12 protein-coding genes are annotated in these 12,561 nt (G+C 53.5%); 5 read left to right on the forward strand and 7 right to left on the reverse strand.

Annotation, left to right across the window (positions count from 1 at the left end; all coding sequences use genetic code 11):
- Positions 1-9: 9 nt before the first annotated feature.
- A complete protein-coding gene (locus tag U8T64_RS10280; RefSeq protein ID WP_322183322.1) occupies positions 10-855 on the forward strand; it encodes a Gfo/Idh/MocA family oxidoreductase in 846 nt (281 codons plus the stop codon).
- 112 nt (positions 856-967) lie between these two features.
- Here U8T64_RS10280 and U8T64_RS10285 read toward each other — a convergent pair whose 3' ends face one another.
- The 6 genes from U8T64_RS10285 to U8T64_RS10310 form a co-directional block, all read right to left on the reverse strand.
- Complete coding sequence (locus U8T64_RS10285; protein WP_322183323.1) at positions 968-1,225, reverse strand: hypothetical protein; 258 nt, start codon at positions 1,223-1,225, stop codon at positions 968-970.
- 46 nt (positions 1,226-1,271) lie between these two features.
- Positions 1,272-3,278: an FtsX-like permease family protein gene (locus tag U8T64_RS10290; RefSeq protein WP_322183324.1), complete on the reverse strand. Its 2,007-nt coding sequence runs from the start codon at positions 3,276-3,278 to the stop codon at positions 1,272-1,274.
- Between the two features lie 2 nt (positions 3,279-3,280).
- Positions 3,281-4,051, reverse strand: coding sequence for an ABC transporter ATP-binding protein (locus tag U8T64_RS10295; RefSeq protein WP_322183325.1), 771 nt, complete (start codon positions 4,049-4,051; stop codon positions 3,281-3,283).
- A 493-nt stretch (positions 4,052-4,544) separates the two neighbouring features.
- Complete coding sequence (locus U8T64_RS10300) at positions 4,545-5,534, reverse strand: sensor histidine kinase (RefSeq protein WP_322183326.1); 990 nt, start codon at positions 5,532-5,534, stop codon at positions 4,545-4,547.
- 61 nt (positions 5,535-5,595) lie between these two features.
- A complete protein-coding gene (locus tag U8T64_RS10305; protein ID WP_322183327.1) occupies positions 5,596-6,267 on the reverse strand; it encodes a response regulator transcription factor in 672 nt (223 codons plus the stop codon).
- 35 nt (positions 6,268-6,302) lie between these two features.
- Positions 6,303-7,025 (reverse strand): YjjG family noncanonical pyrimidine nucleotidase, encoded by a 723-nt coding sequence (locus U8T64_RS10310; RefSeq protein ID WP_322183328.1) that lies wholly within the window; start codon positions 7,023-7,025, stop codon positions 6,303-6,305.
- A 113-nt stretch (positions 7,026-7,138) separates the two neighbouring features.
- Between U8T64_RS10310 and U8T64_RS10315 the strand changes: the two genes are divergently transcribed.
- From U8T64_RS10315 to U8T64_RS10330, 4 genes are all read left to right on the forward strand, one after another.
- A complete protein-coding gene (locus U8T64_RS10315; protein ID WP_322183329.1) occupies positions 7,139-8,437 on the forward strand; it encodes a glycoside hydrolase family 10-like protein in 1,299 nt (432 codons plus the stop codon).
- Between the two features lie 795 nt (positions 8,438-9,232).
- The gene (locus tag U8T64_RS10320) at positions 9,233-9,781 is read left to right on the forward strand and encodes a helix-turn-helix domain-containing protein (protein ID WP_322183330.1); all 549 of its coding nucleotides are present in this window, start codon (positions 9,233-9,235) and stop codon (positions 9,779-9,781) included.
- Between the two features lie 113 nt (positions 9,782-9,894).
- Positions 9,895-11,565 carry an AMP-binding protein gene (locus U8T64_RS10325; protein WP_322183379.1) on the forward strand — a complete coding sequence of 557 codons (1,671 nt, stop codon included), beginning with the start codon at positions 9,895-9,897 and terminating at the stop codon, positions 11,563-11,565.
- A gap of 10 nt (positions 11,566-11,575) precedes the next feature.
- Positions 11,576-12,052 (forward strand): DUF1648 domain-containing protein, encoded by a 477-nt coding sequence (locus U8T64_RS10330; RefSeq protein ID WP_322183331.1) that lies wholly within the window; start codon positions 11,576-11,578, stop codon positions 12,050-12,052.
- A 69-nt stretch (positions 12,053-12,121) separates the two neighbouring features.
- On the opposite strand, the gene nifU is transcribed toward U8T64_RS10330, so the two are convergent.
- On the reverse strand, positions 12,122-12,547 hold the full coding sequence (gene nifU, locus U8T64_RS10335; RefSeq protein WP_322183332.1) for a Fe-S cluster assembly scaffold protein NifU: 426 nt from the start codon (positions 12,545-12,547) through the stop codon (positions 12,122-12,124).
- Positions 12,548-12,561 lie beyond the last annotated feature (14 nt).

Genomic DNA, 12,561 nt, shown 5'->3' on the forward strand with positions numbered 1-12,561 from the left:
GCGGCAAGTATGAAAAAGCTTGGGTTTCTTGACTATTATTTGGACGAATGGCATGCCAACCATTATGTGGATTGGCTCAGAGACGCTTCTCAGGGAGAGGTTCAGGCGGTATACGCCTACGGGCAGATCAACAGCCCTCATCCGGGAGGAAAAACAACGGAGGAATGGTGCGCGCGGTACGGGCTGCAAAAAGCGGACACCATAGAAGAGCTCATCGAAAAAAGCGACGCGCTCCTGGTGCTTGCCCCCATGGATCCCTGGAAGCACGAAGAATTATGTCAACTTCCGATGCGTTCCGGCAAGCCCTGTTATGTGGATAAAACCTTCGCGCCGGACTATCCCACGGCAAAGAGGATCTTCGATATCGCTCAGCGGCACGGCACCCCCTGCTGGTCCTCCTCCGCCCTGCGGTTCGCGGAAGAATACCGGGAAGCGGAAAGCTCTGAGCTCAAGGGCCTTTGCTCCTGGGGCCCCAACGATTTTGAGGATTACGCCATTCACCAGCTGGAGCCCATCATGATGCTGATGGGCGCTGAGGCCAGCGAGGTGATGTACCTGCCCGGAGACAGGATATACCACGGTCTGATCCGTTTTTGCGATGGGCGGGTCGCCACAATGAGCGGCTTTGAAAACGGTTCTCCCTTTACCATGAATCTCAGCTTTACCGGGGAAAGCCGCGTGCTGCAAATCGAATCGGACTTTTTTGCCTGCTTTATCAAAGTGCTGGCGGATTTTTTCCAAACCGGTACGGTCCCGGTCTCCCAGGAGGAAACGCTGAAGATCATAGCCGTTCGCGGCGCCCTGCTGGAGGCAATGAAAACCCCCGGCGAATGGAGAAAAGTGGAAGCCCCCTAAAGCGAACTCCCGCGCAGAAAAATCCTGTTGCTCTAAACAGGGCCTATAGCCCAACAGCCCGCCCCGGTCTCAGACCGGGGCGGGCTTATAGGTGCTTCTTCAGAGATTCCGCTTATCTCCTCTTCCGGCTGCGGGCCATCAGCACCCAGCCGATGAGAACCAGGAACAGAAGGATCAGCACGGCCCAGCCGATGCAGAACACCGGCCACCAGGAAAGACCCGGGCCCCGTTCTGTCAAGAGGGAGAGGGGGTAGAACAGGCCGGAAGCCAATGCGGAAAAGAGCTTTGAAACCGCGGAAAGCACAGCGTGAAACAGGCTTCCCGCAAGACGGAACAGCGCGCCGATCAGGTCAAACAGAAAAGAGATCATCAGGAATACACTCCCCTCAGGCTGAATTTGTTTCGGAAGCAACCGCTTAGTCTGCGGCAGTCTCCACGATTTTATAGTAGGTGCGGGCGGTAATGCCGTAAATAATGGCGTAGATAATGCTGAAAATGATCACGCAGCCCGCGGCGGAGCCGAAGATGACCCAGAAATTCGTCAGGTTCATCATCCACAGGATCTTTTGCAGCATGGGGAAGGCAAAGCCCAAATGAAGGATCGCGGTGAGAAGAGGGAGGAAGAAGACCATCAGCACCTGGCTGTGAATACTCTTCTTTACTTCCTTTCGGCTCATGCCCACCTTCTGCATGATGGAGAAGCGCCTGGCGTCCTCATAGCCCTCTGAAACCTGCTTGTAGTAAATGATCATCATGGTGCCCAGCAGGAATAAGAGCCCCAGGAAGATCCCCAGGAAAAACAGCCCGCCGTAAAGAGAAACAAAATCCTCATAGCTGTCGGCGGCATTTTCGATCCAGAGAGACTCATAGGAGGAGTCGCCGGGCAGCGGTCCTGCTGAGATGCGCTGGAGGAGCGCGTTGCCTATTTTGCTGATCTCCTTCCGGTCTCCCTCGACATCAAAGGAATAGGTGAAGCCCGGGGCGTAGTTGGTCAGATCGTCGCTTCCTCCGAGAAAAAGCCTTGGAATCTCCTCGTTCGGCACGATGAGGGCATAGGTTTCCACCTGGGTGATCATCACATTATCGCCGGCCTGAGAAAGATCAAACTCTGTTTTGCGCAGGGAATAGGTGCGCTCTCCGATAGTCAGCGTATTTCCCTCCGGAAAGCGGCCGCTGGGGTCATAGAGCAGCACCTCGTTTTCCCCCAGGATTTCCTTAGTTCCGGCAAGCCGGTTGAATTCCTCCAGCAGATAGCATCGAAGGACTGCCATCTGCAAAGAGCTTTCTTCTTCCTCCTCCAGAAGGAACGTGGAATTCTGGCGGAAGCACGTAAAACTCCAGTGGTTGTCTTCCAAAATGTTGGCGGGAGAAAGGCCGTTCTTTTCACATTCCTCCGAAACCATTTCCCGCACGGCGGTTTTGGCCGCTTCGTTGGCGCCGGTGGCGGAGATGAGGATATTCCGGGGGAACCGGGTGCGGATCACATCTTCCATGCTGCTGTACAGGGCATAGGTAGTGGATACCGTCACCAGCAGACAGGTGAATAAAATACAGATAGAGGCAAGCCCGGCGGCGTTTTGCTTCATGCGGTACAGCATGCCGGATACCGTGGTAAAATGGTTGGATCGATAGTAGAAGCTTTTTTTCTTTTTCAAGAGCTTCAAAAGGGCCGTAATGCCGGTGATGAACAGCAGATAGGTGCCGAAGATCACCAGGATCACGGCGATGAAGAAGAACATCAGCGCCTGCACCGGGTCCTGGATCGTTACGGCCATATAATAGCCGGTACCGAGGCAGAGAATGCCCAGAACAGCCAGCAGCCAATGGGCCTTTGGCTCTTTTTCTCCCACATTGCTGCCATGCAGCAGCTCAATGGGGTTAGAAAGCCGCACCTGCAAAATATTGTAGAGCATGGTGGCGAAGAAGATGGCAAAAAACAGGATCAAGGTGGTCAGCACCGCCATGGCGGGAACAGAAAAAACAATGTGCAGATCCACGCCCAGAAGCTTTTGCAGCAGCAGGAACATGGCCCGGGAGAACAGGATCCCCAGCCCCAATCCCAGAGCAAGGGCAATAAAGGTGGTGAGAAGCGTTTCCCGAAAAATAATTTTGGCGATATGGAATTTCTCCATGCCTAAAATGTTGTAAAGCCCCAGCTCCTTTTTGCGCCGTTTGATGATGAAGCTGTTGGTGTAAAAGAGAAACAGCACCGCGAAAATACCGATGACGATAGCCCCCAGATTCATCATGGTGGTAATGCTTTGCCCGCCGTACAGAGCCTGGGCGTCAATGCTCATGCTGATGGACTGCATGATGTAAAACATCATGATGATGCCGATGGAGGAAAGCAGAAAGGGAACATAGACCCTGCGGTTGTTTTTCAGGTTTTGGAAGGCCAGCTTCCAGTAAAATCCACGCTTCACGCTTACAGCTCCTTTCTGTCACCGCTGGTGGCAAGCACCGTCAGGGTATCGGAAATTTTCTGGTACATTTCATCATTTGCCATAGCGCCCCGGTAGAGCTGGTGGAACACCTGGCCGTCCTTGATGAACAGCACCCGGTTGGCGCAGCTTGCCGCCTGAATGGAATGGGTCACCATCAGAATGGTCTGCCCGTCCCGGTTGATGCCGGAGAAGATCTCCATGATTTGCCCGGCGGAGCGGGAATCCAGTGCGCCGGTGGGCTCATCGGCCAGGATCAGCTGGGGCTTTGTGATAAGGGCCCGGGCAATGGCGGTACGCTGCTTCTGTCCGCCGGAGATCTCGTAGGGGAATTTTTGCAGAAGCTCTGCGATGCCGAGCTTTGCGGCAATGGGCTCCAGCCGGGATTTCATTTCCTGGTAGCGCTTGCCGGAAAGCACCAGGGGCAGGAAGATGTTATCCTGCACGGAGAAAGTGTCCAGCAGGTTAAAATCCTGAAACACGAAGCCCAGGTTATCCCGGCGGAAGGCAGAGATTTCTTTTTCTCCCAGGGTGACAATGTTCCGCATGTTGAGAAACACCTCGCCGCTTGTGGGCTTATCCAGCCCTGCCAGAATATTCAAAAGAGTGGTTTTGCCGGAGCCCGATTCGCCCATGATCGCCACAAATTCCCCCTGCTCTACCGCAAAGGTCACATTGGAAAGGGCTTGCACCTGCGTGCCGCCCAAACGGGTGGAATACACTTTCTTCAGGTTGTTTACATTTAAGAGAGCCATGTTATGATCCTTCCTTTCGCTGTCTTATTTCCAGCTCTTAGTATAAATTTGATTTCTTACAAAATCCATAAGACGGGCTTACAAAACAAAGGCGCAGTCTTACACTTTCGTAAGATTGCACCGGGATTAGATACTGGAAGGCAGACGTAATGAGGAATGAGCAATGAAGGGCAAGGGAAAAACAGCAGGTGGTGTGCGGTAAAGTATAGTTTATAATGCCCTTAGGCTCCACTTATTTATAAGGGGAGCTGTCACGGCAGCGCCGTGACTGAGGGGATCGTAACTAGAGATTCTATGATAGTCTCTGCGTGTGACTATCCCTTCCACCGAGTCTCACCTGTCGGTTCGGTCGGTTCGCACCAGCGTCCCAGTGGGACGCGCTCACCCGTCCGGCGATCCCCCTCCCCTTGCGGAGCAAGGGGAGACTAAGGGCAGATAGATTCCAACTTATCAAACTCAGCCCGCATTCGTAATTGCTAATTACTAATTCCCTTCAAAAGTGCTTCATCTTCTCCTTGTGAAGGAAAAGACGCACCTGGGTGCCCTTTCCCGGCTCAGAGGTGATTTCCATGGGGGTGCTGAGTTTTTTCAGGATCTGCCTGGTCAGATAAAGGCCCAGCCCGGAGGAGGTTTTTTCCTGCCTGCCGTTAAAGCCGGTAAAGCCCCGTTCGCAGATACGGGGAAGGTCCTCGGCGGAAATGCCGATGCCGGTATCCCGGATCGTCAGCACATCGTTTTCGTCCATGGAGATGGTGATGGTTCCGGTTTTTGTGTATTTCAGGGCGTTGGAAAGCAGCTGCTCCACGGCAAAGCCCAGCCACTTTTCATCGGTGAGGACCCGGTTTTCAAATTCCGGAAATTCCAGGGTCAGCTTTTGGTAGATGAACAGGGGAGCGAATTTTTTCACGGCCTGGCGGACAATATCATAAGCGGAGCAGGTTTCCAAACGGAGATCGGCGCTCATGGTTTCCATGCGCAGATAGCCCAGGGCCATTTCTACATAACGCTCCACCTTAAAAAGCTCCTGGGCCAGAGCCTCGCTTTCCGCGCCGGGAGCGGATTGTAAAATCAGCCGCATGGCGGAAAGGGGCGTTTTGATCTGATGGACCCACAGGGTATAATATTCCAGCATATCCTGCCCCCGCTCCAGGGAAAGCTGTTCCAGCTCCTTCAGGCGCTTACAGAGAAGTTCCAGGGAATCCAGCAGCACGGTTTCCGGCAAAGTGCCGGAAATGGCCGGGATCTCCCACAGGGTGGAAAGGTTTTCCTGAAGCTGCTTCAGCTTCCGCACTTTCCGGTGATAAAGTAAAAAATCCGGGATCGCGAAGCAGAGAACGGCAACAAACAGAATGGAAAAGGTGTAAAACAGGGGCTCTACTGGCAGGTCAAAAAGATAAAACAGAAAAACGGACAGCGCGGTAAGCACCGCGGCGCACAGCAGAGCCTTCCAGCGGTCCTTCCAATAATGTTTTAGCAAACGCATGCTGTCACCGGCTTTCTAAGATGCTGAAATGGGTAAGGACGGGAAGAAATGACGGCTCCTTTCAGGAAATCAAATACCCGATCCCCTTTTTGGTCGTGATGAAATTCGGCAGCCCCAGCTCCTCCAGCTTTTTCCGCAGCCGGGTCATGTTGACTGTCAGAGTGTTGTCGTCAATAAACGCGTCGCTTTCCCACAGCCGGGTGATCAGGTTGCCCCGGCTCACCACATGGCCCGCGTTTTCCATCAGCACCTGAAGGATCCGAAACTCATTCTTTGTCAGCTCCAGCTTCCCTCCGGGGCAGGAAAGAGTGCAGGCGGAAAGATCCAGCAAAACACCCTTGTGCTCGATGAGGTTGGTGCTGCCCCGGAAGGAATAGGTTCTGCGCAGCACCGCCTGGATCTTCGCGGTGAGCACAGGAAGATCAAAGGGCTTGGGGATAAAATCATCGGCGCCCAGATCGATGGCGGTGATGATGTTCATGTTGTCTGAAGCAGAGGAAAGAAAAACGATCGGAACCTTGGAGCGCTTTCTGATCTCCTCGCACCAGTAGTAGCCGTTTCGGTGGGGCAGCCCGATATCCAAAAGCACCAGGTGGGGAGAAAATTCCGTAAATTCCTCCAGCACCAGCCGGAAATCCTGCACGGTCCGGATCTCATACCCCCACATGGTCAGGTGGTTTTCCACTGCCTTGGCGATCACGGGATCGTCCTCAATGAGATAAATCTTATTCATTTCCACGGCGCCCTCCCTGCTTTTCCACAATTTGCTTACAGTCTGTACAGCAGCTCCAAAATTTCCTGATAGCTTTTTGCCTGATAGGTATAGGGCACGCTGCCGGAAGCGTCCTGCCAGGCCCCGGTGTACCAAATGCTGTCAAGCCCGGCGTTTACCGCGCCCTGCATATCGGAGGTAAGGGAATCGCCGATCACAACGGCCCGCTCCTTTTCAAAGCCGGGAATATGGTCAAATACATATTGAAAATACCGGGGATCGGGCTTTCCCACGCCTACGGCGTCTGAAACGAAAACGTCCCGCAGATAGGGAAGAAGGCCGGAGCGCTCCAGCCGGGTGCGCTGGGAAACGGCGTTGCCGTTTGTGATAAGATAGAGAGAGAAGTCCTCCGAAAGTTTCTTTACCAGCTCCAAAGCGCCGGGATATACCGCGCCGCCCTGACCCAGAAAGGTAAAGTACAGGAGGTTCATTTCATCGGGATCGCCGGAAAGGCCGGTTTCCGCGAGGAAGTCTACAAAACGGTTTCGGAACAGCTCCGGCTTTGTGCATTCCTGCTTCTCAAATTTGTCCCACCACCTGGTATTGCAGACTTCATAAGCTTCCAGCATAGCCGGGGAGTAGGGAATACGCTCAGAAAAACCGCAGCTTTCGTAAAGGCTTTGGAAGGCGGCGGTCATATCCGCGTCGAAATCCAGAAGCGTGCGGTCGGCGTCAAACAGAAGAAAACGATATTTCCGAAAGCTTGTCTGATCCGTCATGGGGGAAGCCTCCACAGCATAAATTTGTCCATATGATACTTCAAAATCATTTTGGTGTCAAATAGAAGAAAGCGCGGTTTTTCCCGCTTTTCAAAAAGAAAGGAACAGCAGCAATGGGAAAATTCAATTTGAAAAAATACAATTACGTGATCCTATGGCTTTCTTTGGTATTGACAGTGGGGATCGTATGGCTTTTCGGCAAAGGACTGCCAAAGGGAAATGCTCCGGCAAACAGTGCGCCCTTATCCTCTGTATCTTCCTCCGCTCCCGCACCGGCGGAAAGCATTTTGAATCTGCCGGCGGAGGAGACCCGGGAACAGACCATGCTTTCCGGCGTTTGGGTCCCTTATATGTCCCTCTCCACGGCGGAGCATACCCAGGCGGCCTTTGAGGAGAATTTTAAAAAGATCGCGGACTCTGCCAGGGAAAAGGGGATCAATGCCCTGTTTGTCCATGTGCGTCCCTTTTGCGACGCTTTGTACCCCTCCAAGCTGTACCCCTGGTCCCATATCCTCACCGGAGAGCAGGGAAAGGACCCCGGCTTTGATCCGCTGGCCTTTATGGTAGAATACGCCCACAGCCAGGGCATGGAATTCCACGCCTGGCTGAACCCGCTGCGGGTCAAGACCCCGGAGACTCCGGCGGAGCTGGGAGCGGAAAACCCCTATACGCTGCTGGGGGAGGAAAGTCCCTATTACTTTATGGAATACGGCGGCGGGATCTATCTGGATCCAGCCTATCCTTACGTGCGCGGGATGATTGCCGATGGGGCTGCGGAGATCGTGGAAAATTATGAGGTAGATGGGATCCATTTTGACGATTATTTCTACCCCAGCGAGGAGGAAGAACTGGATCGGGAAGCCTATGAGCTGTACACTCAGTCGGTGGAAGAGCCGCTTCCTCTTTTGGAATGGCGGCAGGCCAATGTAAGCGCCATGGTGCAGGAAGTATATGAAAAGGTAAAAAAAGCGAATCCAAAGGCGGTATTCGGTATCTCCCCCCAGGGCAATCTGGAAAATGATAAAAACATGGGGGCAGATGTGAAGGCCTGGTGTGCGGTCCCGGGATATCTTGATTATATCTGCCCCCAGCTTTACTACAGCTTTGAAAACCCGGCGCTGGGGTATTCCCAGGCGCTGGAGGAGTGGACTTCTCTCACTAGGCACGATGGGTTGAAGCTTTACGCAGGCCTGGCGCTCTATAAGGCCGGAAGCGACGCGGACAGCGGCACCTGGCAGCTGTCCGGCGATATCATCAAGCGGCAGATCGAAGAGGCTAAGGCCGCCCAGTGCAGCGGCATTCTGCTGTATTCCTCCGATTATCTCGATACAGAGCAGACAGCGCAGGAAGTGCAAAACGCCGTGGAGGTGCTGGCGCCCCCAGCGGCCGGGGAGGCTGATCCGGAAAAATAAGTAATTAGCAATTAGCGGTTAAGAATGTGGGCAGAATTCGGTAAATTGGGATTTTCGGTGAGGCACCGCAGCCGCTCGTGAAGCTGATTGGTGCGGGAAGTTGATCACTGACCCGACCGTTAGTAAGCAGATAAATTGGAATTTGGCGGTTATTCACTCACCTCTCTCCTGTCATCCTGAGCAGACAAGCACAAAAAGCTATAGCTTTTTAACCTTGCTTTCTCGGCGAAGGATCTCGTCCTTTGGCTCTTTACTCAGGAATTAAGGGCGAGATTCTTCGTCACGCTGTTCCTCAGAATGACAAGGAGGGCAATTAGTACGATAAATTGGAATTTGGCGGTTACTTGCTCATTTTCCAACTGTCATTACTGAGCAGAAAGCAAGGAGAACCTTGCTTTTTGCTCAGTAATGACAAAGGAGGGGGCCTGCTCTTTTCTAACGACTAACAACTAACGGCTAACGACTAGTTCGCTCAGCTCCCGCCTTTCATTCCTGTCAAAAATTTTTGGTTATCCGCGGCTGATTTTATCAAAAGAACCTATAATGAACCGAAGAACGCTTCCTCTATTGACGGAAAGCGCCGGAAAGTGCTATACTTTTTGCGGCTAAATTAAGAACCTGTATTCACAACCTGCAAACGCCGTCTGAGCGGACTTCTTCGTGCTGCTCGTCGTTAAATTTGTTTGCCATACGACAGTATGCCTGCCCAAATTTGCCTAGAGCAACACGAAAAATTCTCGCTCTTCCGGCATCTTCGGTTATGAATACAGGTTCTAAGAAAAAGGAGTAAGGGATATGAGCGAGATCAACGAGATCGGGGCCCGCCTGCGGGAGCTGCGGGAAGTCAGCGAATATACGGTAGAGCAGGTCGCTGCCGAATTGGGGCTCGAACCGGAACTGTACCGCTCTTACGAGGAAGACGGCAAGGATATTCCCATCAGCGTTATTTTCGGGGTAGCCAATATGTTCGGCGTGGATTTCACGGAGATCGTCACCGGCTCTCCCGCCCGGCTGGATACCTACCACATCGTAAAGCGCGGGGACGGCAAGGTGGTAAACAGGAACCCGGAATACCACTTTGAGGATCTGGCGTACCGCTATGCGGACAAGATCATGCAGCCGCTGCTGGTCACACTGGAGCCCACAGATACGCCCGCCAAGCTGATCACCCATTCCGGCCAGGAATTCAACATGGTGCTGGAGGGCACGGTGATCCTCTGTATCGGAGATAAGGAATTTTCCCTGACGGCGGGAGATTCCATCTATTTCAACCCCGCCATTCCTCACGGCCAGCGCTGCGGCGGCACAGAAAAAGCCAGGTTCCTGACAATGATCGCCGAGTAGGCGATCATTTGGATCGCTGAATAGACGGCGGTTTACGCCCATCGGAATTTGAAAACAGCTGCTGCCGCGATTTGCTGACCGGCAGGGCAAGGAAGGAAGAATGCCCCATGGATATGCTGCTCAAAAAATATCTTCCCAGGATCGAGTTCGATTCCTATGAGGATTTCAAAAATAATTTCAAAATAAACGCGTCGGAGGATTTCAACTTCGGTTACGACGTAGTGGATGCCTGGGCCGAAGCCGAGCCGGAGAAGCGGGCGCTGGTCTGGTGCAACGAGGCCAATGAAGAAAAGATCTTTACCTTTACGGAGATCAAGCGGCTTTCCAATCAGGCGGCAAATTTCTTCCGCGGCCTGGGAGTGAAAAAAGGCTCGGTAGTTATGCTGATCCTGCGCCGACGCTGGGAATACTGGATCTGTGCCACGGCGCTGCACAAGCTGGGGGCCACTTTGATCCCCGGCACCCTGCAACTGACGAAAAAAGATATCGTATATCGGGGCAATTCCGCTCAGGTGTGCGCCGTGGTATGCGTCAACGACCCCTTTGTGGTCTCCCAGGTGGAGGCCGCTGAGGGAGAGATCCCTTCTCTGAAAAACAAGATCATGGTGCAGGAGCACCGGGAAGGCTGGCTGGATTTTAACGATGAGATCGCGAAATTTCCGGAGGAGTTCCCCCGCCCCACAGGGGAGGAAGCCACCCGGTGGAGTGATATCATGCTGGTGTATTTCACCTCCGGCACCACGGGAATGCCCAAAATGGTACAGCACAATTTTCTGTATCCCCTGGGCCATATCATCACGGCAAAATACTGGCAGAGAGTGGAGGAAAACCGCCTGCATATAAGCGTGTCCGATTCCGGCTGGGCAAAATTTGGCTGGGGGAAGATCTATGGGCAGTGGCTTAGCGGCGCCACGATTTTCTGCTATGACATGGAGGGCAAATTTGAGCCGAAGCACCTGCTGGAAAAGGTGGAAAAGTACAAGGTGACCACCTTCTGCGCACCTCCCACTACCTTCCGCTTCATGCTTCAGGAGGATCTGTCAAAGTATGATCTTTCCTGTATTCACCACTGCGTTACCGCCGGAGAGCCCTTGAATCCGGAGGTCACCAAGCGCTGGAAGGAGTATACGGGCCTACAGATCTACGAGGGCTTCGGCCAGTCCGAGGGCCCGGTGCTGCTGGCGAATTTCTATCCCTGGGTCACGCCGATCCCCGGCTCTACCGGAAAGCCCTCTCCGCTTTATGATATCCAGCTGGTGGATAAGGACGGCAAGCTCTGTGAAGACGGCGACGAGGGCTCTCTCACCATCATGGACGTAAAAAATCACCCTCCTGTGGGTTTGTTTACCGGGTATTTCCGCAACCCGGAAATGACGGAGGAGCACCTGGGCGGCATAGGCTATAACACCGGCGATATGCTATGGCGGGACAGCGACGGCTATTTCTGGTTTGTGGGCCGCAACGACGACGTGATCAAATGCTCCGGCTACCGCATTGGGCCCTTTGAGGTGGAATCCGCCCTGATCGAGCACCCGGCGGTGGTGGAATGCGCCATCACTGGCGCGCCCGACCCCATTCGGGGCCAGGTGGTAAAGGCCACCATCGTGCTGGCGAAGGGCTATGAGGGCACTCCTGAACTGACAAAGGAGCTGCAAAACTATGTGAAAAAGGTCACCGCGCCTTATAAATACCCCCGCGTGGTGGAGTATGTGGAAGAGCTGCCCAAAACCCTGGGCGGCAAGATCAAGCGGGCGGAGATCCGCAAAGCGGACGAGCAGAAGTGAGAGGGTTTTCATGAAGGCAGGGCAGAAGCCGAAAAACACGTGGTTCGACTGGCTCTTGACCGTTTTGGGCTTGGGCGCTCTGGCGGCGGTAAGCCTTTATGTTGCCCTTTGCTGGGAACAGCTTCCGGCGGAGCTTCCCACCCATTTCAACGCCGCCGGGGAGATGGACGCTTTCGGCGGAAAAGCTTCCCTTCTGGGGCTTTTGGCCATCGCCTGGGCACTGTACGGGATCATTTCCTTGATCGAAGCGATTCCCGCTGTGTGGAATACCGGGACAAAAACCACTCCGGAAAACAGCAGAGCCGTATATCGAACTGTCAAAACCATGCTGTCCGTCCTGAAGCTGACGCTTGCCCTGTTTTTCGCCTATGTAATCTTGTGCGCCGCCCTGTGCAGACCCTTAACCCCCTTTGCCATGCCGGTGTATCTTCTCGCCATTTTCGGCACGCTCCTATGGTGCGGCATTCGCATTTTCAAAAAACGATAAAATATAGAAAGGCTGCTTCCCACCGGGAAGCAGCCTTTTTTCTAACTACTAACAATTAATTACTAACAACTAACCGTGGCAAGCCTCGCACTCCGGAATTTCCCCCACAATGGGCGTGGGGTCAATGCCCTGCCGCCTGTAGTAATCCGCCACGGCGGATTTGATGGCCTGTTCCGCCAGTACGGAGCAATGCACCTTTACCGGCGGCAAACCGTCCAGGGCCTCCATGACCGCCTTGTTGGTGAGCTTCAAGGCGTCGTCAATGGACTTTCCCTTGATCATTTCGGTTGCCATGCTGCTGGTGGCGATGGCCGCCCCGCAGCCGAAGGTCATAAAGGAAACATCGGTGATGATGTTGTTTTCCACCTTGAGATACATTCTCATGATATCGCCGCATTTCGGGTTTCCCACCTCGCCCACGCCGCTGGGGTCTTTCATTTCTCCCACATTTCTGGGATTGGAAAAGTGATCCATTACCTTTGCGCTGTATGCCATATTACATTTCCTTT

Origin of the sequence: Neglectibacter caecimuris, from assembly GCF_034335015.1 — a bacterium.
In the GTDB taxonomy this organism is placed as follows: Bacteria; Bacillota; Clostridia; order Oscillospirales; family Acutalibacteraceae; genus Acutalibacter; species Acutalibacter caecimuris_A.

Bases quoted from the DNA above. Each gene is read 5' to 3' on its own strand.
- U8T64_RS10280 (WP_322183322.1), top strand. From the start codon at position 10: ATGAAAAAGCTTGGGTTTCTTGACTATTATTTGGACGAATGGCATGCC.
- U8T64_RS10285 (WP_322183323.1), bottom strand. From the start codon at position 1,225: ATGATCTCTTTTCTGTTTGACCTGATCGGCGCGCTGTTCCGTCTTGCG.
- U8T64_RS10295 (WP_322183325.1), bottom strand. From the start codon at position 4,051: ATGGCTCTCTTAAATGTAAACAACCTGAAGAAAGTGTATTCCACCCGT.
- U8T64_RS10300 (WP_322183326.1), bottom strand. From the start codon at position 5,534: ATGCGTTTGCTAAAACATTATTGGAAGGACCGCTGGAAGGCTCTGCTG.
- U8T64_RS10305 (WP_322183327.1), bottom strand. From the start codon at position 6,267: ATGAATAAGATTTATCTCATTGAGGACGATCCCGTGATCGCCAAGGCA.
- U8T64_RS10310 (WP_322183328.1), bottom strand. From the start codon at position 7,025: ATGACGGATCAGACAAGCTTTCGGAAATATCGTTTTCTTCTGTTTGAC.
- U8T64_RS10315 (WP_322183329.1), top strand. From the start codon at position 7,139: ATGGGAAAATTCAATTTGAAAAAATACAATTACGTGATCCTATGGCTT.
- U8T64_RS10320 (WP_322183330.1), top strand. From the start codon at position 9,233: ATGAGCGAGATCAACGAGATCGGGGCCCGCCTGCGGGAGCTGCGGGAA.
- U8T64_RS10325 (WP_322183379.1), top strand. From the start codon at position 9,895: ATGCTGCTCAAAAAATATCTTCCCAGGATCGAGTTCGATTCCTATGAG.
- U8T64_RS10330 (WP_322183331.1), top strand. From the start codon at position 11,576: ATGAAGGCAGGGCAGAAGCCGAAAAACACGTGGTTCGACTGGCTCTTG.
- nifU (WP_322183332.1), bottom strand. From the start codon at position 12,547: ATGGCATACAGCGCAAAGGTAATGGATCACTTTTCCAATCCCAGAAAT.